This window comes from Xenorhabdus yunnanensis, from assembly GCF_028598805.1.
GTDB lineage: Bacteria > Pseudomonadota > Gammaproteobacteria > Enterobacterales > Enterobacteriaceae > Xenorhabdus > Xenorhabdus yunnanensis.
The window spans coordinates 41176-63476 of sequence record NZ_JAQRFI010000027.1 but is presented as its reverse complement, the minus strand read 5'-3'; the positions used below and the strand labels follow the sequence as shown (position 1 = coordinate 63476).

The 22301-nt window shown below is 39.2% G+C and carries 16 protein-coding genes, 1 pseudogene and 1 other annotated feature; of the genes and pseudogenes, 6 read left to right on the top strand and 11 right to left on the bottom strand.

Going from position 1 to position 22301, the window contains the following annotated elements; genetic code table 11:
• The 3 genes and pseudogenes from PSI23_RS12545 to PSI23_RS12535 form a co-directional block, all read right to left on the bottom strand.
• A pseudogene (locus PSI23_RS12545) lies at positions 1–171 on the bottom strand (site-specific integrase); the annotation flags it as partial.
• A gap of 394 nt (positions 172–565) precedes the next feature.
• Positions 566–997: an acyl-CoA thioester hydrolase YciA gene (yciA, locus tag PSI23_RS12540; protein WP_273555418.1), complete on the bottom strand. Its 432-nt coding sequence runs from the start codon at positions 995–997 to the stop codon at positions 566–568.
• A 77-nt stretch (positions 998–1074) separates the two neighbouring features.
• On the bottom strand, positions 1075–1611 hold the full coding sequence (locus tag PSI23_RS12535; RefSeq protein ID WP_273555417.1) for a septation protein A: 537 nt from the start codon (positions 1609–1611) through the stop codon (positions 1075–1077).
• Between the two features lie 225 nt (positions 1612–1836).
• Here PSI23_RS12535 and PSI23_RS12530 point away from each other — a divergent pair, with 225 nt between their 5' ends.
• The gene (locus PSI23_RS12530) at positions 1837–3543 is read left to right on the top strand and encodes a SulP family inorganic anion transporter (protein ID WP_273555416.1); all 1707 of its coding nucleotides are present in this window, start codon (positions 1837–1839) and stop codon (positions 3541–3543) included.
• Positions 3544–3641: 98 nt separating this feature from the next.
• Here PSI23_RS12530 and PSI23_RS12525 read toward each other — a convergent pair whose 3' ends face one another.
• On the bottom strand, positions 3642–4400 hold the full coding sequence (locus PSI23_RS12525) for a YciC family protein (RefSeq protein WP_273555415.1): 759 nt from the start codon (positions 4398–4400) through the stop codon (positions 3642–3644).
• Positions 4401–4891: 491 nt separating this feature from the next.
• Here PSI23_RS12525 and ompW point away from each other — a divergent pair, with 491 nt between their 5' ends.
• Complete coding sequence (ompW, locus tag PSI23_RS12520) at positions 4892–5533, top strand: outer membrane protein OmpW (protein WP_273555414.1); 642 nt, start codon at positions 4892–4894, stop codon at positions 5531–5533.
• Positions 5534–5750: 217 nt separating this feature from the next.
• Here ompW and PSI23_RS12515 read toward each other — a convergent pair whose 3' ends face one another.
• The 7 genes from PSI23_RS12515 to PSI23_RS12485 form a co-directional block, all read right to left on the bottom strand.
• Positions 5751–6065 (bottom strand): BON domain-containing protein, encoded by a 315-nt coding sequence (locus PSI23_RS12515; RefSeq protein WP_273555413.1) that lies wholly within the window; start codon positions 6063–6065, stop codon positions 5751–5753.
• A 226-nt stretch (positions 6066–6291) separates the two neighbouring features.
• Positions 6292–7098, bottom strand: a complete 807-nt coding sequence (trpA, locus tag PSI23_RS12510) for a tryptophan synthase subunit alpha (RefSeq protein WP_273555412.1) — start codon at positions 7096–7098, stop codon at positions 6292–6294.
• Positions 7098–8288 (bottom strand): tryptophan synthase subunit beta, encoded by a 1191-nt coding sequence (trpB, locus tag PSI23_RS12505; protein WP_273555411.1) that lies wholly within the window; start codon positions 8286–8288, stop codon positions 7098–7100. Before trpB ends, trpA begins: the two co-directional genes overlap by 1 nt.
• A gap of 31 nt (positions 8289–8319) precedes the next feature.
• Positions 8320–9684, bottom strand: a complete 1365-nt coding sequence (trpCF, locus tag PSI23_RS12500; protein WP_273555410.1) for a bifunctional indole-3-glycerol-phosphate synthase TrpC/phosphoribosylanthranilate isomerase TrpF — start codon at positions 9682–9684, stop codon at positions 8320–8322.
• Positions 9681–10685, bottom strand: coding sequence for an anthranilate phosphoribosyltransferase (trpD, locus tag PSI23_RS12495; RefSeq protein WP_273555409.1), 1005 nt, complete (start codon positions 10683–10685; stop codon positions 9681–9683). The genes trpCF and trpD overlap by 4 nt, the downstream gene beginning before the upstream one ends.
• A gap of 54 nt (positions 10686–10739) precedes the next feature.
• Entirely contained in the window at positions 10740–11318 is a 579-nt protein-coding gene (locus PSI23_RS12490; RefSeq protein ID WP_273555408.1) for a glutamine amidotransferase-related protein, read from the bottom strand.
• Positions 11318–12877 (bottom strand): anthranilate synthase component 1, encoded by a 1560-nt coding sequence (locus PSI23_RS12485; protein ID WP_273555407.1) that lies wholly within the window; start codon positions 12875–12877, stop codon positions 11318–11320. Before PSI23_RS12485 ends, PSI23_RS12490 begins: the two co-directional genes overlap by 1 nt.
• A gap of 67 nt (positions 12878–12944) precedes the next feature.
• Positions 12945–13045 (bottom strand) — a sequence feature (Trp leader region).
• A gap of 359 nt (positions 13046–13404) precedes the next feature.
• Here PSI23_RS12485 and PSI23_RS12480 point away from each other — a divergent pair.
• From PSI23_RS12480 to PSI23_RS12465, 4 genes are all read left to right on the top strand, one after another.
• On the top strand, positions 13405–15219 hold the full coding sequence (locus PSI23_RS12480) for a hypothetical protein (RefSeq protein WP_273555406.1): 1815 nt from the start codon (positions 13405–13407) through the stop codon (positions 15217–15219).
• 30 nt (positions 15220–15249) lie between these two features.
• Complete coding sequence (locus PSI23_RS12475) at positions 15250–20574, top strand: trypsin-like serine protease (RefSeq protein ID WP_273555405.1); 5325 nt, start codon at positions 15250–15252, stop codon at positions 20572–20574.
• Positions 20575–20768: 194 nt separating this feature from the next.
• Entirely contained in the window at positions 20769–21629 is an 861-nt protein-coding gene (rnm, locus tag PSI23_RS12470; RefSeq protein ID WP_273555404.1) for an RNase RNM, read from the top strand.
• Between the two features lie 30 nt (positions 21630–21659).
• Positions 21660–22280: an L-threonylcarbamoyladenylate synthase gene (locus PSI23_RS12465; protein WP_273555403.1), complete on the top strand. Its 621-nt coding sequence runs from the start codon at positions 21660–21662 to the stop codon at positions 22278–22280.
• Positions 22281–22301 lie beyond the last annotated feature (21 nt).

The window sequence follows — 22301 nt, the reverse complement described above, 5'->3', positions numbered from 1 at the left end:
TTGCTCCAGTTCAGCAACCCGCATAGCACCCCATGTTTTGGCGTGGGATTGTTTTCCGAATGTGCGGTTCTCTCTGTAAATATATTTACCGCCAGATTTGACACCAACAGTACAGCGATAACGGATAGTGCCATCTGCGCGCGGGCGTTTTTCTATGCTATAGTAGGCCATCTTTGATACTCTCCTATTCAGGTTCCCATGCTAAAGGGGTGCTGTATGGGGTGCCAATAATCTAAAAATAGCCTAAAACAATCTGAAATGCACGAAAATATACAAACAAAAAATTTAATAAATTCACTGTGATATCAACTGATTCGAGAAAACTCAAGCCCTCCCGCTTTCCCATTGCTCCAATATGCTATAGGGCAGATTTCTGCCCTATAGTGATAGTAGCCTTCCTTTTTATCCTCACCCTATATAACCCTCAATCATTCCTATCTAAAGAGCATAAAATCAATTGTTATATGCTATTTTGAGTGGGTTTTCTGTTTGTACATTATGGTGTACTTTTATGATTTTATTGGATTATTTTATTGGTGTAATATATTGTTTTAATTGTATTATTTTAAGTATGGCTGCTTTCCAATTTGAAGTGTCTTTTATCTTCAGGCAAAGATCGGGACGTATTATTTTCATTAACAGCAACATATGTAAAAACAGCTTCTGTTGCACGATAACGCTGGCCAACTGGCTCGGAAGCCACTTTTTTCACCCAAACCTCAATATGGATGGTGATAGATGAATTTCCCGTTTTGAGGCAGCGGGCATAACAGCATACGACGTCACCTACCGCAACTGGTTTCAGAAAACTGATGCCATTCACGCTAACAGTTACTACGCGTCCCAGAGCAATCTCTTTTGCCAGAATTGCGCCGCCAATATCCATTTGAGACATCAGCCAGCCACCGAAAATATCCCCATTGGCATTGGTATCAGCAGGCATGGCCAGTGTACGGAGAACCAATTCTCCGTTTGGTAAGCATTGTTGTTGTGTCATTAGAAAACTTGCTTTATTTGGTGAATATAACAATACCTGCCTTTGCATCGGCAGGTATCCATATGAGGGTCATTACATTATTTTTGTTCGCGAGGCAGATGGCGGTAGATATATACCACACTCAATACAGTAAAGACTAGTGTCAATGCCGTTAACCCGAACACTTTAAAGTTTACCCAAACATTTTGAGGTAGCCAGAAAGCGACATAAATATTCGCGAGTGCACAGGCAAGAAAAAAGACAGCCCAAGCCATGTTCAGTTTGTTCCAGACAAAATCAGGTAATTTTAATTCTTTGCCTAACATGCGTTGAATCAGTGGCTTTTTCATAATCCATTGGCTGATAAACAGAACCAGAGAAAAAATGCCATAAATTACAGTTACTTTCCATTTGATGAATAGATCACTGTGGAAGGCTAGCGTTAGTGTGCCAAAGACAGCCACCATAGCAAATGTAATTAAGGAGAATTTTTCAACTTTACGATAAATTAGGTAACTAATGACAAGGGTTAATCCTGTTGCGGCCATCAAGGCACCAGATGCATAAAAAATGTCATACATTTTGTAGACGATGAAAAAAACGACCAGTGGCAAAAAGTCTAAGAGTTGTTTCATAAGTTGAATCCATTGTGAAGTCAATAATGGCATGTTTTTGAATTTGTGCCAGAGTGTATCAGATCTCAATAAAATGGTTTATTTATCAGGTAAAAAACATTTTTCATCTATTTTGTGTAATTTTATCACAATAAGCAAAAAACTGAGCGTGGGTGAGAAACTTGTGAGTTTCCATTTAACAACGCATTATAATCAGCTCCATTTTCACGAAGGGACGTAAAGGCCATGTTGTGGGAAAGATTGAATCGCTGGATGCCGGGCTTAAAAAGCATCTGTCATTATCGTAGAGACTATTTTAGTTATGATATGCGAGCGGGCCTTTCCGTAGCTGCGGTCGCACTACCTGTTGCAATTGCTTATGCTGAATTAATGGGGATTAGTGCCATTATTGGCTTATATGCCTGTATTTTACCCATGTTCGCTTATGCTTTGTTTGGTACTTCCCGACAGTTAATTGTTGGGCCTGATGCAGCAACTTGTGCAGTTATTGCTGCAACTGTTATACCATTAGCAAATGGAAATGAGCATGTCCGTTGGCAGCTCGCTATAGTTATGACGTTGATGACAGGATTTTGGTGCATTCTGGCAAGCCATTTCCGACTTGGCGCTTTTGCTGATTTTCTATCTCGCCCCATTTTAAAAGGCTTTATCAACGGCGTTGCAATTACTATTATCGCAGATCAACTTGCTAAAGTTTTTGGATTATCTGGTTTGCCTGAGGAATTGATCGAACGATTGATTGCATTTCCTCATGCATTATTAAAATCTCACTGGCCGACGGTGGGGATGTCAGTAATGACGCTGTTGGTGTTACTCAGTGTGCGTTTCCTTCGTTCAAGCTGGCCAGCACCACTGGTAGCAATGATCGTATTGACTTATATCAGCTGGCAATTTGAACTCAATAAATACGAAATCCAGATTGTCGGTAATATGGGCAGCGGTTTGCCCATTGTCCCAATGCCTGAATTTAAACTTAGCGAAATACGTGATTTGGTTGTTCCTTCCATTAATTTAGCAGTGATTAGCTTCGTCAGCTTTATGATGACCGCTCGTAGTTTTGCCAGTAAAAATGGTTATCAAGTTGATGCAGATTTAGAACTCAGGGCACTGGGGATTGCCAATATTGCTGCATCATTATCACAAGGTTTTGCTGTCAGTGCTGCCGGTAGCCGTACTGCTGTCAACGATGCATTAGGTGGTAAAACGCAAATGGTGTCTGTGATTGCCGCTTGTACTATCTTGTTAGTATTGATGTTTATAACAGAGTTTCTGGTGTATATCCCTCTGTCATCACTGGGTATTGTCTTAATCTTTTCCTCGTGGTCTTTATTGAGTTTCAAGAGTATTTGGTCTTATCGAAAACGTAATCGTCAGGCTTTTACATTGTCAATTTTCACATTGATTGCTGTCTTGTTGGTAGGTGTGATTGGTGGTGTCGGTTTTGCTGTTTTGTTGGGACTATTTCAATTTTTACTGATAGTTTTTCGACCTTCGGATCAGTTGCTGGGCGTAAATGAGCAAGGCATGGTTCGTTCCATCCATCAACATAGTGATATCAAAGCTGTGGATGGTATTATGATGTATCGTTTTAACTCTCCTCTTACTTATTTCAACGTCGGATATTTCAAAAAGCGGGTATTACAGCATGTGAACAGTGCTGCAAATAGCCCCGTATGGTTGGTAGTCGATGCGACGGTCAGCTTTACCTACGATGATGTTAGTGTTTTTGCTGTTCTGGATGAATTAATCACAGAATTAAAAGAGAAAGGAGTGACATTGGTTTTAGCAGGGCGCAGAACAGAACTGAATCGCTGGATTAAACAAAACAAATTGAGTCGCAGTGATGAAGATTTGATAGTCGTGCCTGATCTCTACTTTGCCATTCGTTTGATTCAAAGTAAGTGGCAAGCTAAGGAAAAACAAGAAAAATAATTGTGGCTCACTTCATGATAGTTTGGATATCATTGATTATAGTTTGTATTGATTATAGTTCACCTCGCAATATTGGAGCGAGGTGAACAAGTTGGCGTTTATTGCATGCCGTTTGTGGTTTTATTTTGTGGTTTAACCAGCATATATAAACGGAACAGGTAAACCAGCAGCAGAGATGCTAATAAATTATCTAGCACTGACAGTAAAATGCTGGGCATTTTAGCCAGCACAAGAACCAGTATCAGCTTGGTGGAAAGCCATAACAGCACAGCAGGGATCAACAGACGTAGATTATCGAATGCCAACCTCCAACTATTTTTCATGGCAGAAAAAACATTTTTTCCTTTTTCAAACAAGAAGATAGGAGAAAGTGCGAAAGCAATAGAGAATAGTATTCCTGGCAGGAGCATCAAAGCGTAGCCAATTTGAACCAACAGATTACAGATCAATATTAGCAAAAACATTTTAGGCAGCAGTGTTATTGATAATATGCTGGCATGAATGGCATTGGTTTTCTGACGGTTAGAGATGGCATTGATGAGTATCAACACACTGGCAGTAAGTAAAGTATTGCCAAATACGCTGGTAAATAAAATCCCGAACATTGTGCGTATTAACATGAGTTGTTCATCTGGCGTTAATTGCGCCACAAAATGTTGGATCCCCGTATTGCCGGACTCTCTGACGATATTTTGTATTTCTGCCAATAACTTGAGTTGTTCACCATTCGGCATGAGTAAATGCCCCAGCAATGTTGTCACCAACGCGGCAAAGGCAGAGAGGGTGACAATACTCAACAGTTGATTCTTTAAAAAGTTGATGCTGTCACGATACAGGGTATTTGCCGTAATGGGCATGAAAGTGGCTCCTATCAAATAAAACAACAATAGTAGCTAATTGTACCTTGTTCGGGGGATTATTGGATACCTAAGTTTTGCCCCCTTTGTCTCCACTCTGTAACTTGAGGTTGTAGGGAGAATGAATGTTCTTTTTTTGTCCTCACTCTTATTATGGACTTTATGGAAATGATAAATTTATTAATCATGTGTTAATAAATTTATGGCGAATTAAAATATTGGATAAATGTCTTTAATATAAAATTGCTATTGTTATTTATTGTTGGTAACTCAAAAATTGGTATTAAGACATAAAACATGGATAGCAATAAAATTTATTCCAAGAGAATTTTGATTTGGATCAATTTAAAATATCCCGCAAATGAAATAATAAGATAGTAAATACCTTACTTTGCCAAAAATCTTTAAAAGATGTGATCTATTTTGGATCGCAACAGTAAACAAACGGGTATATTTCTGATTGTTTTAAAACCACAAAAATGGGATGGATAATGAAAAAGATTTCTGCGCTTGTATTGGCTGCGGCTACGTTAGCCCCGTCAGTGACTTTTGCCCATGAAGCGGGTGACTTCCTGTTCCGTACAGGTACAGCAACGGTAAGACCACATGCTGGTTCTGATAATGTATTAGGGTTGGGATCTTTTGATGTCAATAATAATACTCAGTTAGGTTTAACTTTTGGCTATATGATCACCGATAATATTGGTGTTGAATTATTGGCAGCGACACCATTTCAACATAAAGTCAGTTTACCAGGAGCAGGTGAAATAGCTGAAGTTAAACATTTGCCACCAACTTTAATGGCTCAATATTATTTTGGTAACATAGAAAATAAATTACGTCCTTATGTTGGAATTGGTATTAACTACACAACATTTTTTAGCGAAAAATTTAATAATAATTCAACTGTAAAGTCTGCTGATTTAAATAGTCTTGATCTGAAAGATTCTTGGGGTGTAGCGGGTCAGGTTGGTCTGGATTATAAACTGGATAAAAATTGGATGCTGAACACTTCCCTCTGGTGGATGAATATTGAAACTGATGTGAAATTCAAAGCAGGTGATATAGATAAAAAATATAAAACCCGCCTTGATCCGTGGGTCTTTATGTTCGGAGTTGGTTATAGTTTTTAACTGTTTGAATTTTTAAGAGAAATAATGTTGGAAAAAGTAATATTGAAAAAAAGTAAGTAGGCTGCGCTCACTCACCCCGGTCACATAGTTATCTATGCTCCCGGGGATTCGCTCCCTGGCCGCCGCGACGTACCTTGAAATCCATTGGATATATACCCGTTATCTTTCAGGCTGTAGCGCAATAAGCCATTCTATAATAAATCATGCTAATAGGTCATTAGCGAAGTTTGATTGAATTAATTACTGTATTAACTCCTTTTACTTCTTTTGCTATCTGAATTGCGCGATTGATATCTTCAAGAGAACGGACAAATCCGCTTAGTTGTACACGGCCTTTAAAAGTTTCGACATTGATTTCTGTCGATTTTAACACTTTGTCTGAAAGTAATGCTGATTTTATTTTGGTGGTGATCACCGTATCATCAATGTAGTTTCCTGTACTTTCTGTTGTTGCAGTTGGGGCGCATGCAGATATTGCCATTGCCATGAAGAGTGCAATAAAAAATGCAGAGATTGTTTTTAATTGTTTCATAATGAACTCCATTATTATCAAAAGAAATTAGTATGAGAGGAAAATGACCTTTTGTAACATATCGTTCTTTATTTTTAACGTTAGCTGTCAGTATTGTTGAAAATCAGAGAAGCGGCAAACTCAGTAGAAAAAATTTATGTTTTATGTATTCCCCCATAAAAACCTTATAGGGGAATAGTGAAACTAAAGGGAATTCATAAATGGGATCATGACATAAATAGTAAGATCATAATTGTGTAGCATTTTTCATGGTACGAACAAAAAACATTAATTTTTCCAACATGATTTTAGGTTGATGCAAGTTATTTTCAATGATTTTGACGATGGCAGAACCTGAAATAGCTCCTGCTGTACCACTGTTGAGAGCGGTTATGACCTGCTCTGGTTCTGAAATGCCAAAACCTTGTAGGGTAGGAGCTGCGCGATATTCTTTGAGTTTATTAACAATATGGTTAAGTGGCGGTGTCGCGCGATTTTCACTACCCGTCACTCCTGCCCTCGACAGCAAATAGGTATATCCTCGTCCAAATGAAGCGATTTCACGCAATAAATCGTCATCTGCATTAGGTGGACAAATAAAGATTGGCGCAATGCCGTGCTTCATGGCTGATGAACGGAAAGGAGATGACTCGGATAACGGTACATCAGCAACAAGTACGGAGTCAACACCCGCATCCTTACAGCGACGGTAAAACTCATCAATTCCATTATGAAAGACAAGATTGGCATAAACTAACAAGCCAATCGGCGTGTCAGGGTGTTTAGCCCGGATTTTAGCCAGCAGTTCAAAACACAATGTAGGAGTGACCTTAGATGATAATGCGCGTAGATTGGCATTTTGGATAGTTGGGCCATCGGCAAGGGGATCTGAAAATGGAATGCCTAATTCAAGCGCATCAGCACCACCTGAAATTAATGTATCAATAATTTCCAATGATAGTTCGGGATTAGGATCGCCGAGGGTGACAAAAGGAACAAAAGCCCCTTGATTTTGGTTTTGTAGTTGCTTAAAAAGTTGTTCGTAACGTTCCATCAGATTTCCCCCCTGGATTTTAAAATATCGTGAACGGTAAAGATGTCTTTGTCGCCACGGCCAGATAAATTGACAATTAATAATTGTTCTTTGTCTGGAGCCTGATGGATCATTTTCAAGGCATAGGCCAATGCATGAGATGATTCCAATGCAGGAATAATGCCTTCATTGCGTGAAAGAGCCTGAAAGGCTTCCAGAGCTTCATCATCGGTGATTGAAACGTAATCAGCCCTACCGATGCTATTTAAATAGGCATGTTGGGGGCCAACGGAAGGAAAATCCAACCCAGCTGAAATAGAATAAGATTCTTCAATCTGTCCATCTTCTGTCTGCATAATTGGCGATTTCATACCAAAGTAAATCCCTAATTTTCCGTGTTTCAGTGGGGCACCATGTTCTCCAGTTTCAATACCGTGCCCCGCAGGTTCAACACCGATCAGACGAACATCATTTTCTGGAATAAATTCAGCAAACAAGCCAATAGCATTTGAGCCACCACCAATACAGGCAATTACTGCATCGGGTAGACGGCCTTCTTTTTCCAGAATTTGAGCTTTGGCTTCTTCGCCAATCATACGCTGGAATTCTCGCACGATTGTCGGATAGGGATGAGGGCCAGCAGCGGTTCCCAATAAATAATGGGCTTTTTCATAACAACCAGACCAGTCACGCATCGCTTCGTTACAGGCATCTTTCAATGTTGCTGAGCCATTGTGGACAGGGATCACTTCAGCTCCCATCAAACGCATACGAAAGACATTGGGTGACTGACGCTCAATATCTTTTGCTCCCATATAAATACGGCATTTTAGCCCCAACAGGGCGCAAGCCAGAGCGGTTGCTACGCCGTGTTGACCCGCACCTGTTTCAGCGATGATTTCATTCTTTCCCATTCGTTTTGCCAACAAGGCTTGCCCTAAAACCTGATTGGTTTTGTGAGCACCACCGTGGAGCAAATCTTCACGTTTCAGGTACAAACGTGTTTTTGTTCCTTTAGTCAGGTTTTGGCACAGAGTTAAAGCGGTGGGTCTCCCTGCATAGTTTTTCAAGAGATCTTGAAAAGTATGCTGAAATTCAGGATCTCTTTGTGCATCAATAAAGGCTTCTTCTAACTGATTAAGTGCAGGGATTAAAATTTGAGGAACAAACTGTCCACCAAAATCGCCAAAATAAGGATTCAATTTACTCATTATTCTACTCATCCATTTTTTGTCTGAAAAATTAGTGATAGCAGCGTAATTGTTGAAATACCTGCTTGATTTTTTGACTACTTTTGATACCCGGAGAAACTTCGACTCCTGAGTTAAAATCCAGTCCATAACAGTCAAATGTTGCCGCCTGCTGGCAGTTTTCGGTATTCAGGCCGCCAGCCAGAAAACTGTTATGTTGAAACCGAGAGTTGATTAACTGCCAGTCAAACGGTTTTCCTGTTCCTCCTGAACCATTATCCAGCAATAAGTGATCAACATTGGGCATTTCTGAAAATTCCGCCGCTTTAGACATATCAATGGCTTTCCAAATCTCACAATGCTCAGGTAACACTGAGCGCAGAGTGTTGATGTAGTTTTCATCTTCATGCCCATGAAGTTGAACGGCAGTAAGTGAAAGTGTTTGGGCGATGTTACTGACAAAATCAATGGGTTGATTTTGAAATACTCCCACATATTGCAAAGAAGCTTCATTGATAATCTGTTGGGCTTTTTGCAGACTGATTCTGCGTGGTGATTTCTCTGCAAAAATTAAACCGCCGTAAACTGCTCCTACCTGTAACGCAGCTTTAGCATCTTGTGAACGAGTCAGACCGCAAACTTTGTTGTTACCTAAGATCAGGCGACGTAAAGCGAGATCTAAATTCTGTTGCTCCATTAAAGAGCTACCAACCAGAAAGCCATTGGCAAATTGGCTCAATTCCCGCACTTGTTGATGCTGGTGGATGCCGGATTCGCTGATGACGATGGTGTCTTCGGGTAATCCAACAGCCAGTTTGCGCGTACGTTCTAGATCAATGGACAGATCACGTAGATCACGATTATTGATACCGATAACTTTTGCTCCTAATATCACTGCCCGTTGCCGTTCATCCTCATTACTGATTTCGGTCAGTACCCCCATGCCAAGACTGTGTGCCAGTGATGACAATTCGCGATACGTGGCATCATCAAGAACGGAGAGCATGAGTAAAATAGCGTCGGCTTGATAATAACGAGCGAGGTAAACTTGATAGGCATCAATAATAAAATCTTTGCACAAAACAGGTTGATGCACGGCTGAACTGACCATTGCGAGAAAATTATAATTGCCTTGAAAATATTTTTCATCGGTTAAGACAGAGATTGCGGCGGCATAGGGCTGATAAGTTTTAGCAATGAGAACAGGATCGAAATTTTCACGAATTAATCCTTTTGAAGGAGACGCTTTTTTGCATTCCAAAATAAAAACCGTTTGTTTATGGGTTAATGCCTGATAAAACCGACGGTGACTCGGTACAATCGCATCAATAAAATTCTCCAGCGGTTGTTCTGCTTTACGAGTAATCAGATATTCCGCCTTATCATCAACAATTTTCTGTAATACGCTGGTTTTCATGATTTAGTCCTTGCCGCCAATGCTGTTACTTTTTCATAAGCCTGACCGCTATAGATAGTATTGAGTGCCAATTGAGTATTTTCCCGCAGATCTTCTTGCCCGTGAATTTTCATCAAAAGTGCTACATTTGCCGCTACGGCATCGGCATGGTCTTTGTTACCGCGACCTTGTAATAACATTGCCAACATGTCGCGATTTTCTTCAGGTGTTCCGCCTTTCAATGAAGATATTGGATGGCTCGGTAAACCAAAATCTACTGGTGTTAACTGATATTGGCTAATTTTTCCGTGATTGAGTTCTGCAACATGAGTTGGCGCATGTAAAGCAACTTCATCCATTCCTCCACTGTGTACAACAGCGGCACGCTGATAACCTAAGATTTGTAAAGTACGTGCTATGGGTTCAACTAATTCAGGGCTGTAGACCCCAATGAGTGACACAGGAGGACGAGCTGGATTAATCAGTGGGCCAAGAACATTAAATAATGTTCGAGTTTTCAACTGCTGACGAACCTGCACTGCATGATGAAATCCAGTGTGATATTGAGGGGCGAACAAGAAACAGACACCAATATCATCTAAAGCACTGCGTGACTCTTCGGCGCGGGCATCTAATGCAATATCGAATGCAGCCAATAAATCAGATGATCCAGACCGACTGGAAATACTGCGGTTTCCATGTTTTGCTACTTTGAGGCCACAAGCAGCAGCAATAAAGGCGCTGGCTGTTGAAATATTGATGCTATTTGTGCCATCTCCACCTGTGCCGACAATATCACAAAACATATAATCAGGACGAGGAAAGGGAGCTGCATTTGCCAAGAACGCTTGGGCTGCGCCCGCAATTTCTTGTGGCTGTTCGCCACGCAGTTTCAGGCTAATCAATACAGCAGCTAGTTGCGCATCGCTTAACTCGCCATGAATAATGGCAGTGAATAACTGCTGGCTTTCTTGCTGTGTCAGTGTTTGAGCACTGAATAATTTGTCAAAAATCAACTGCATTTTCCCATTCCTTCAAGTTTATGCCTGTAATTTGATACCTTTAACTCAAGATTTTTAATTCAGTGCCCACGCCAGAGTTTGTTCGAGCAGTTTGGCTCCTCGTGTGGTCAAAATAGATTCTGGGTGGAACTGGAATCCACAAACTTTGTGCTTATCATGACGTACTGCCATCACTGTATTGCCGCATGAAGCAGAGACATTGAGTGCTGTCGGCACGTACTCAGCCGTAAGGGAGTGATAACGAGCGACAGGCAAAGGGTTTGGCAGGCCGGAAAACATACTTTTCCCATCATGTGTAGCCAGCGTAGCCTTGCCATGCAAAATTTCCTTGGCAGCGGAGACTCTTCCTCCATAGGCTTCAATAATCGCCTGATGTCCGAGACAAATTCCGATAATTGGAATCTGCCCTATCACCTGCTTGAGCAGTTCAGGCATGCAGCCTGCCTCTGATGGTTTCCCCGGGCCGGGAGATAACATCAAAAGAGGTGATTCCATCTCATTAAGTTTGGCAATAATTGTGTCTGTTGAGACCGTATTGCGGTAAACAACGACATGATGACCATGAGTACGCAGTTGATCCACGAGGTTATATGTAAAGGAATCAACATTATCGAGTAGAAGAATATAAGCCATTAGAATGATATCTCCACATGATGGGCTTGCGCAATTGCCCGAATTACGGCTCTGGCTTTACTGTGAGTTTCATCCACTTCTGACTGGGGAATGGAGTCCAATACCACACCAGCTCCCACTTGGACGGTAGCTTGGCTGTTTTCCACATAAGCAGAGCGAATCACTATGCAGGTATCAAAATCACCCTTGCCAGTGAAGTAGCCGACAGCTCCGCCATAGCTGCCACGTCGTTCACCCTCATGTTCAGCGATGAGTTGCATGGCCCGGACTTTAGGCGCTCCTGTCAACGTGCCCATATTCATGCACGCTTGATAGGCATAGAAGATATCCAAATCATGGCGGAGTGTACCGACGACAAGAGAAACGAGATGCATGACAAACGAGTAGCGATCGACTTTGGTTAAATCGGCAACATAGCGACTGCCCGGTTCACAAATGCGTGCTAAATCGTTGCGGGCCAGATCAACCAGCATCACATGCTCAGACATTTCTTTCGCATCAGTACGCATTTCCAGCTCAATACGGCTATCGAGATCAGTATCCAGTTCACCGTTATCATCACGTCCACGTGGTCGGGTTCCGGCTATAGGATAGATTTCGATCTGACGGTTGCTGGCATCATATTTAAGAGCGCTTTCTGGTGAAGCACCAAACAGGCAAAAATCCTGATCTTGTATAAAAAACATATAGGGGCTTGGATTTTGTTTTTTTAATGCATGGTAAGCGTTTAGCGGAGAAGGGCACGGTAAAGTAAAACGACGTGATGGAACTACCTGAAAGACATCTCCTTGACGGACAGATTGCTGTAGTTTTCGCACGATATTTGCGTATTGCTCATCACTTTGATTGCAGTCAATAGTGACGTTAGGCAATGTGGCAGGCGGAAGTGGTGAAAGTGGTTTTGAAATGGCAGAGGCTAATGTTGTTAAACGTTCTTGAAGGCGCTCTTTTTCTGAATCGGATTCGCCAAACAATGAAGTTTGCAGACGTGAATGCCCATACCGATGGTCGATCACCAATAGCGTTTCTGCGAGATAAAAACAAAAATCAGGGCAGTGTTGGTGTTTTTTTACTGTGGGTAGTGGTTCAAATCCAGCGACTAAATCGTATGCAAACAGTCCGCCAACGAAAATGGCATCAGGTGATTCTGAAAAGGATGCCAAGGCTGACAGAGCACGAAGTGCATCAAAAACTGAATCGGATTTTAGCCGACTGTCTTCGTCTAGATTGTGTTCAATAGAAGGAAATTGCGCTCGCATAATCTGTGATTCCACATTCAATTGGGCTTTTTCTGCAAGTAAAGTCGCGAGTATGGGAAGCAGGTTTTGGCCATTTTTGGTGAGAGCTTCAAAAGTAACCTGACGCTCGTTAGCTGTAATGCGCATAGCGCTGTCAATGATCAAAATGCTTTTGATATTATTTTTGCTCTGAATTTCAGCAGACTCTAGCAATAATGTCGCTGGACGATTACTGCAAAGTTGATGAAAAAACAGAGTTGGATCTGTCTGATATAGAGTATCAATTTGATTTATAGAGATATTAAATTCTTTACCAATCATCTTCATCCCTCGTTGCTAACTTCATCCACAAAAAATTACGTTATGAGGTATCAATAAGAAAATAGTTATAAAAAAACCCGCCTTTTTGGGCGGGTTTCGGCACTTGCGTATCTGTACTTATGTGCGTGAGCCAACCGCCCTGAATGGGAAGTTGTGCCACCAACGACTGATTTGCATAAATACGATCATTTTAGAGTGCCTCATTTGTTCAATGATTTTTATAGAGAAACTTTTAATCAACCCGTGTACTAGTAGAGTGGATCGAGTTCAACTTGTCAATGGTTTTTTTGATGTCTGTAGCAGTGAAATTACCTGAGAATGTAGATAAAATACTAAGACTCTCTTTTATTTTGGTTTTACTGGCGTGTACTTTTATTATTTCCTATATTTTTTCATGCAATATAATTAATATTGTTTGCATTTATAAGAATAATCCAATTAGAAATTTAATTTCATAGTGTTAATGTACTTAAGAAACTCGATTATATCGTAAAATAATATTTCCTTTTAAGTAAGGAGGTAGTACTGTGAAAATAAGTAAAACAAAATTATATATTATGTTACTTTTTATTGTATTAATTTTTTATAATCATGCTAATGCAATAGAAATGGTTAAAGGAGAAATGGGGCCAATTAACATCGATAATAGGGGAAAAACAAATAATAAAAGGGATGATTTCTATAGGTACTATAATTTAACTTTTATCAATAATAGTAAATATGACATGCTGAATATTAAGCGTACTGATGAGAAGTGTATGTATAAAACAGGGAATGGTAATATTAATCTAATAGCTGGTGAAAGAATAAACCAAGGAATTGAAGATAATAATGATTCAATTATACCATGGTGTTTAGGTGAAGATAAGTATATAAATTGGACGGCTGAAGCTTATAAGGAAAGTAAAAAGTATCAATCATGTGATATACAGTTTTATGTTAATTTTATTCCTTTTCCAATAATTACTGGAAGTATGAGTTTATGGTATACTCGAGTTGATACTAGTAGTTGCAAACTTAAAGTAACAGCTACCTGTGATGGTGTAGATTGTTTAAATATAGGCTATGGCGTTAGTAACCCACCAAGTAATGTTGTTATAACTATAGCAGATGATAATAACTGGGAAATACCAAAAATCACTTCTCCCAATACACAATATAATGCCTCACATAATTATATTATGATAATGGGAAAAGGTTTGATGAAAGATGAATCATTACCTTTGTTGGTAACTAGTTTTGACAATCAAGTATATAAAGTTGAGATTGAAGACGGATCAGAAGATCAGTGGAGTGCGAAAGTCTGGATAAATTGTGGTATATCCGGAACAATTAGTATTAAAGATATAGAAAATACTGGTGTAACTATTAATGGGCCAATATGTGAAGAAATTATTACTTCAATGCAAGATGGTCAGGTGATTTCTGCTGGTGAATATAGCTTATCAGGTTTGGTTAATAGTGATACTGTTTCTGATGCAAAAAGTATTAAAGTGCATATAACGGGGTATAATGAAGATAATATAGTTTATTCTCCCACGAAAGAATACACACCAGAAGTTAATATTGAAACTGGTGAATGGAGATTAGATAATTTAGAAGCTGTTTGTTTTGTTTATTATAAAGCTTTTGTATCCAGTAAATTAGACCTACAGACTAATAGCCAATTTCACTTTACTAATTTATCGGGACGAAAAGAAATTTCTTACATGGTGCCATTATGTCCAATTAAGATAACTAAGCCTAAAAATTATGAAGTGGTTTCCTCAACAACTGATGATGTGCAAAATATCTCAATTGAGGGTAAAGCTGCTGATGAAACCATTATTGATGGTAATATTTCTGATTTAAATTATCGAAATTATTCAAGTGGTTTATCTATTACTGGTGTTGGTTACAATAAATGGAATACCGTAGCTCAAAATGTACCTGTAGGCTTTATGAAAATTACTGTTAGTAATACTGAAACGGCAGAGGTTCCTATTGAAAGCAGTAGTGATGAAGTGATAATACTTAGCTCTAAAATTTTTTCGGTAGAAGCTAAAAAAGATAATGTGTTTACTGAGTTTTATGGAACATCAATGCCACATATTAGATCTGAGGATAGAGCTAATTCCTTAAAACCCGGAGTCGAAATATTATCTGATGAAGTTAATATAGAAGAAATAGTAGCTCCAAATGAAAAAGGTAATTGGAACTCAAAAAATAAACATTATGCTAAGAGAGGAGTATATTTTTTTACTTTTCAGGAATACAACGATAGCGAAAATTATGCAGCGAGAGATGAAAAGAAAATTAAATGTATAGGTGGTAATTCTGGAATGAATTGCATTAATCAATAGTAACTATCATCCATATTAAAGGAGGTTGTTATGATTGCTTTTAGAACTGCTTTTATATTGTTTTTTTTATTTTATTTCAGTCAATCATTTTCTGATTCTGAATCAAAATCCCCACCTTTAGAAGCTATTGTTGGAGGTGTTGTGAGTTGTAATGATACTGGAGATGATAAATGCAAACCTTGGGTTATTAGTATTTATTATGAAGATGAAAATAGTCAAAAGAATTTTCTCTGTAGTGGTTCATTAATCGCGCCAAACTATGTTTTAACTGCTGGACACTGTGAAGAAAAAGGGGCGAAAAAATATTATGTGATGGACTTTAAAAAAAGAGAGATTTCCACTGCATTAACCAGTAATTTTATAATATATAAAAATAATGACGAAGGGCATTATCATGATTTTGCACTTATAAAGTTGGAGAAAGAAGTAGAGCTGGAAGAGTTTGGGCGTGTTCGCCGCTTCTTTAATTATGATGCTGCCTATGAAGCGTTAGATGAAGATTATTATCAATCTAGTAGTTATGGTTATGGCTTTCTGGGTATCGATAAAACAACAGGACAACAAATAAGAAGTGATGGAGTTCAGCACCGAGCTGATGTGAAAATAGTTAATCCGGCTTATGACTATTTTCGAGGACACGGATTGATCATAAAAGCAAATGAAAAGGAAGGCTTGAAACCAGGGATTATACAATCGGGAGATTCTGGTGGGCCAATAATATGGAAAGATACAATTATTGGTGTAACTTCTTTTGGATTTGAAGCGTTTAAAGTAGAAAAGACAACAGATGATGAAAATTATTATCCTTTTTTTGGGGTTTCAGATATTACTGGAAAACATGATGATATTGGTTTTAACAAGAAATTTTTTCCTGGCCAATGGTTTGCTAAATATATGAATCAGATTTGGATTGACACTCCGGATTGGCAAGAAAACTTAACGAAACGAAGTGATAATATTCTTGTCAAAGGCTGGGGAAAGCCATTTAGTAAAATTCAGCTTTCTTATTCTATTAATGAGGGTCAAGAAAAATTAGTTTCATGTAAGGAAAAAGTTAATCCTCAAGGAGAATGGCAGTGCAAAATTCCACGTAATGATTTATTTACTGAAAATATTAATGAAGAGAAAGACCATAAAGTAGCTATTACAGTTAAAGAGGTAAATGCACGAGACAAACCATGGAGAGAAGATACTGTTCAAGCAAAAATACCTGCTATTTCTAAAGAATTTGGTATTATTTATCCAGCAGATAAAACAACAGTTTTTACTAAAAATTTTATGATTCGTGGGTACGCTGATCCTGGCTCAAATGTTACACTTGTATTGAAAACTAATAAGAGTGAGAGTAATTATACTCAACTTGATGCTTGTAAAAACTTAAATAATGAAAATAAAATAAAAACAACTGATTATGGCTTTTGGTCATGCACTATAAAAGATGAATTTATTGATGAAATTGAATATGGTAATGATGAGGTAGAATATGAAATAATAGCAAGCCAAAAGACAGATAATATAAATTTACACGATCAGATTAATATAGTCTTTAAACCCAATAAAAATACAAAAGTAAAAGCTAAAAAAGATATAAATAGTACATATAGAAAAATGCTGAATTTTAACGTTAGCTACGATCAATCAGCAAAATTGATTTGTCTTTTCAGACAAAATTTTTTAGATTGTAGAAATGCTAATGATAATAAAGATAAATTTAGATTGCTGAATTCAAGAGGGGATGATCCTTATTCTTCTCCAAGTTCTCTCCCTATGGGAATAATGCAAAAAATTGAAAACATTGATCCGTTTGATTCAATATTGTGGAGTAAAGATATTTTTTTAGATTTTTATCTATCTCCTACATTTTATGAAAATAATAGGTATGAAGAAACTAATCCAAAAGAAATTGAATTTTCTTCACTTAAAGATCAAAAATTTTCCGGTTATGGAGGTGATAATGAAGGTTATACTTTACCGAATGGTGATAAATTTTTACCTTCGGAATATTCAATATGCATGAAGAAAAATGACGATTTACCTTTATTTCCAGGACAAACCCAATGTTATAGAAAAGAGGATAAGGATATTTATTTAAAAATCCCACTAGAAAATGGTAAAGACTTTTCTGAAATATCAATAGAATATGGAACTTATTTTGGTAAGCCTAACTTTCCGAATTGGAATATTTCTCCTCCTTCCTCATTGAATGATGGGCTGTATTATATTGAGTTGGCAGACAAATATCATCCATTAGGATTGAAACATATTAAAGAGGATTTAAGAGAATTGCCATTTAATAAAAGTTATTTTCATATAAAAAAGCCTAGTGTTGAAATTAAAAGTATCTCTGAGGGAGAAACTGAAACTGTAGGCGATCCAAGCTTTTTATCAGGAAGTTCTAATGAGCCAGGAGATGAAGTCGATGTTAAAAGACGTAAGATTGATTCTTCATCGACAGAGTTGGTGGATAATAATCAAAACATAGCACAAGAAACGATAATTTGTTCGGGGGCTGTTGTCAGTGATAATGGTAATTGGGATTGTAAAAAGCCAATAACTTTTCCAGCAGGTACTTATGAGTTGACCGCTGAATTAATAAAAGAAGGAAAAATAGTTGCTACAGACGTTACACATATTACTGTTAAAGATAAAAATGACGATGATGAGCCAGAAAAGAAAAAATTTGAAGTAAAAAACCCTAAGAATAATTCAACCGTTGATCCGGATAACCCCATCACTTTTTCTGGCACACTTAGTGGTTCTGGAGGAGGCGGAGGTGGATTTGGTGGTTTTCTAAGTAGTATTTTTGGGGCGATTTTTGGGGCGGTTGAAGGAATTGCCTCCTTATTCAGCGGGGCTTTTGGTTTTTTTTGGGAGTTTGTTATTCATCCTGAAGATATTTTAGGTGGCGATACTTATACAATGGAGTTGCAGGAAACTCAAAATGGAGTGAACGTAGGTGATCCGATTAAATGGACTTTTACTATTCCGATGCGTATTACTGAACCTAAACCGGATGAACAGTATAGATTACACGATGAAATTTCTATTAAAGGTCAGGGAAGCCCCGGTCAACTTGTTTTTGTTACAGGTTCTGAATATCTCTTACCGCCAGAAAAAATGACCTTACCGATTTCAAGTGAGGGGATCATTTGCACGGCAACTGTGGATAAAGGAGGAAAATGGTTATGTCCTAATAACCCTGTCCTGAAAACGACTAGCGAAGGGAAATTCTTCTTTTATGCTGCCCAGTATAAAAAAACAAGCTCAGCCCAATTAGGGCAATTAGGCGATACTTATGAAAGAACCTCACAAGTTACGCGTAAGTATGAAGTCACGAAAACCAAAATACAAATCATAACCCCTGCGTATGGCGCGAAGATAACAACCCTGCCTTTTACGATTTCAGGTACTGGGGAAAAAGGTGCTCAGGTCTATATCGAAGGCTTTGGTAGCGCTAAAGATTGTAATACTACCGTTGATTCATCGGGTAAATGGTCTTGTGGGTCTTATCAACCTGAAGAGGGGAAATATAGCATTTCAGTCGATCAGTTTATTGATAACGCATTAGATTCAAAAGCAGTTATTTCTTTTGAGATCCAGACAAAAACAGTTACGCCAGTCACCATCACACAACCGCATAATGGCGGGGTATACCGGCATCTTGAAGATATCTTGCCGAAAGGAACGGGTGAGCCGGGTACAATGGTCTGCTTGGCTCAAAAAGTCTTGCCACAGGTTTGTCAGGATGGTGCCATCGTCAATGAACAAGGTCATTGGGAGTGGGTCTATGGCTTGGATACCGCAGTCAAAGGGGAGCAAAAACTGGTAGCAACAGCGTTTTTGGACAAGGTGCGTCAATCCACAGCGAAAGTCACGTTTAAGATAGAACCCAATCCCGGTGAGACTACGTTGACCGTGGAAACACCCAAGGAAGATGAGGTGATAAAAACACCTTCCTATACGTTCAGCGGAACAATGCCGAGTAATGCCAAGACAGTGACCGTAAAAGCATTTGGTGATTATGATGATTGTGTCGCGAAGCTCAATGAGGAAGATTACACTTGGTCATGCGGGCCTTACAGTTCTGTACCGGGAGATTATGATGTGGCGGTGGTGGATGATGCCGGTTCCCAAATTAACAGAAGCTTTAAAGTGCGTTATGGGGACAATTTGCAAATGCGTGTGCTTGAACCCGCAGAAGAAGAACAAATTGCAACCCCGACTTATAGTATAAAAGGTAAAGGACAAGCGGGAGCCAGAATTACTGTGTCTATTGCAGGTAAGCAGATTTGTGAAGTTGACGTCAATGAAAATCAGGATTGGATTTGTCCTGAAGAAATAAAGTCTATACCGAACGCTTATCGGCTTTTGGCACAACAGTGGGTGGATGATGCACCGTCAGGCAAGCCAATAACACGAGACTATGAAGTGATATATGGTGTACGGGATATTGCAGTTTTAAAACCGACAGAAGGAGAGTCTATTACCACAAAAGAGTATGAAATTACTGGAAAAGGACAAATAGGTGCACATATTACTGTTTCTTCTTCAGGTAACAAGATTTGTGATGTTTTAGTTAATGAAAATCAAGATTGGAACTGTCCTAATGTTCAATCTGTTCCGGGAATACATGAGCTTCTAGCGCAGCAATGGGTAAATGATAAGCCCATGAATAAATCGGTAAAGCGGCACTATAAGGTTATGTATGGTATACAAGATATCAAAATTGACTCTACTGCGAGTGCATTTTGCCCAAATCAGGACTTAAACGAACCGACATCTGTATTCGTCACCGGAACGGCAACAAAAGGTGCCTATATTTCTCTAACAGCACAATCCGGTAACACTTGTGGGACAACACAAGCTTCAACAAAAGATGGTAGCTGGATTTGTCGCATAGATGATGTTGGGTTAGGACAATATCATCTGACAGCGACACAATCGTTTACACCAAATGATTATCTTATTGGCACCATAGTGAATCAAGAGCTGAATGTTATTCATACAGATTTTCGGGTTATTGAGCCTTGGAATGGATTAGCTTATGAACCATTTTCTTGGAATCAATTTTCAGCTTGGGTCAATATGTCGGGTACAGGAACGCCTAATTCGGAAGTTTCTCTTGAAGTAGTTGAATCGTCATCGGGGCATAAAAATACAGCAAAGGTTAAAGTTGACAATCAGGGAAACTGGAGTCATGGAGGGTTCAGAGCTGGGGGATTTCTATTGAATGTTGGAAATTATACTCTACATGCTTCTACCCAGTCTTGCGGGAAAAATCCGTCAGCCAGCGTTTCTTTTTCAGTTGTACCTAATGCAGATCCCCCTTGTCCACCACATCGTATATGTGATTAATAAAGATAAACCAGCTCTCTTTGTAGGGCTGGTTTTATTGTCCATCACATATTACGTAAAAACTAAGTCTAACCAGTAAATTCGCCCCTTGTACTCCATCCCTGTGCTATTATCCCTGCTTCGTACTTGATATCACTCGATAAAACTTGATACATAGTGCCCTAGTTTCCCACCCAATAAACAGGTACAGGACAATGACTGAAGCCGTCAGTGAAATGACAAGACGCTACGATCTGCATAGCCATACGACTGCTTCAGATGGTGTATTATCACCAGAGCTGCTCGTGGACAGAGCCATCTCTATGGGCATTGATGTACTGGCAATCACCGATCATGATACGACGGCAGGTATTCCGCCAGCCTTGAACCATATCCAGCAAAATAATCTGCCATTAACCTTGGTATCCGGCGTTGAAATTTCGACATTATGGGAAAATTTTGAAATCCATATTGTTGGCTTAAATGTTGATATCAACTCTGTCTCTTTAAGAAAACTCTTAATTAATCAGGTTGATTTAAGGAAACAGCGCGGTATCGAAATCGGACGGCGATTAGCCAAATCGGGTATTCCTGATGCTTGGGAAGGTGCATCTCGATTGGCGAATGGCGGGCAGATCACACGCGGTCATTTTGCACGTTATCTGATAGAAGCAGGAATTGAACCCACTATTCCGAAAGTTTTTAAAAAATATCTGGCAAAGGGAAAAATCGGTTATGTCCCGCCGCAATGGTGTACAATTGAGCAGGCTATTGAAACCATTCATCAGGCAGGAGGACAAGCTGTGATTGCTCATCCCGGCAGGTATGATTTGTCGATGAAGTGGCTGAAACGGTTAATAGCCTGGTTCAAACAACATGGTGGTGATGCAATGGAAGTTGCACAGTGCCAGCAAGCACCTAATGAAAGGCAACAACTTGGTCAACTGGCAAGAGAATATGGCTTGAAAGTATCATTAGGATCGGATTTTCACCAACCTTGTTCATGGATAGAACTTGGGCGCAATTTATGGTTACCCGGTGATGTTGTACCGATATGGCACGACTGGTCACGTTAGGGACTGCGTAGAAGTATAGAGGTTATCGTTATGAGTCAGTTTTTTTATATCCACCCTGATAATCCACAGAAACGTCTTATTGACCAATGTGTGGAAGTGCTGAAAAAGGGTGGGGTTGTCATTTATCCTACTGATTCAGGTTACGCCATTGGTTGCTGTCTTGAAAATAAGGATGCGATGACCCGTATATGTCGTATTCGTCAAGTGGAAGGACATCACAATTTTACTCTGATGTGTCGTGATCTGTCTGAAATTGCAACTTATGCCCATGTGGACAATCAGGCGTTCAGGTTGATCAAAAATAACACGCCGGGTAATTACACATTTATTTTACAGGCGACAAAAGAAGTGCCTCGCCGATTGATGAACGAAAAACGTAAAACCATTGGTCTGCGTGTTCCTTCTAATTCTATCGCTTTGGCGCTGCTGGAAGAGATGCGTGAACCATTGATGTCTTGCAGCCTGATTTTACCCGGTAATGATTTTGCCGAATCCGATCCCGAAGAGATAAAGGATACATTAGGTAAACAAGTTGATTTAATTATTCACGGTGGTTATCTTGGGCAGCAACCGACAACGGTAGTAGATTTAACTGGGGATTCACCAGTAATTCTTCGTGAAGGCGAAGGTGATGTCACGCCTTTTTTATAAAGTACACGATTTAATTTTTTA

Excerpts from the sequence above, each read along its gene's own strand:
- trpA (WP_273555412.1), bottom strand. The coding sequence starts at position 7,098 with ATGGAACGTTACGAACAACTTTTTAAGCAACTACAAAACCAAAATCAA.
- rnm (WP_273555404.1), top strand. The coding sequence starts at position 20,769 with ATGACTGAAGCCGTCAGTGAAATGACAAGACGCTACGATCTGCATAGC.
- PSI23_RS12465 (WP_273555403.1), top strand. The coding sequence starts at position 21,660 with ATGAGTCAGTTTTTTTATATCCACCCTGATAATCCACAGAAACGTCTT.
- trpD (WP_273555409.1), bottom strand. The coding sequence starts at position 10,685 with ATGCAGTTGATTTTTGACAAATTATTCAGTGCTCAAACACTGACACAG.
- PSI23_RS12515 (WP_273555413.1), bottom strand. The coding sequence starts at position 6,065 with ATGAAACAATTAAAAACAATCTCTGCATTTTTTATTGCACTCTTCATG.
- trpCF (WP_273555410.1), bottom strand. The coding sequence starts at position 9,684 with ATGAAAACCAGCGTATTACAGAAAATTGTTGATGATAAGGCGGAATAT.
- PSI23_RS12535 (WP_273555417.1), bottom strand. The coding sequence starts at position 1,611 with ATGAAACAACTCTTAGACTTTTTGCCACTGGTCGTTTTTTTCATCGTC.
- PSI23_RS12485 (WP_273555407.1), bottom strand. The coding sequence starts at position 12,877 with ATGATTGGTAAAGAATTTAATATCTCTATAAATCAAATTGATACTCTA.
- yciA (WP_273555418.1), bottom strand. The coding sequence starts at position 997 with ATGACACAACAACAATGCTTACCAAACGGAGAATTGGTTCTCCGTACA.
- trpB (WP_273555411.1), bottom strand. The coding sequence starts at position 8,288 with ATGAGTAAATTGAATCCTTATTTTGGCGATTTTGGTGGACAGTTTGTT.
- PSI23_RS12490 (WP_273555408.1), bottom strand. The coding sequence starts at position 11,318 with ATGGCTTATATTCTTCTACTCGATAATGTTGATTCCTTTACATATAAC.
- ompW (WP_273555414.1), top strand. The coding sequence starts at position 4,892 with ATGAAAAAGATTTCTGCGCTTGTATTGGCTGCGGCTACGTTAGCCCCG.
- PSI23_RS12530 (WP_273555416.1), top strand. The coding sequence starts at position 1,837 with ATGTTGTGGGAAAGATTGAATCGCTGGATGCCGGGCTTAAAAAGCATC.
- PSI23_RS12475 (WP_273555405.1), top strand. The coding sequence starts at position 15,250 with ATGATTGCTTTTAGAACTGCTTTTATATTGTTTTTTTTATTTTATTTC.
- PSI23_RS12525 (WP_273555415.1), bottom strand. The coding sequence starts at position 4,400 with ATGCCCATTACGGCAAATACCCTGTATCGTGACAGCATCAACTTTTTA.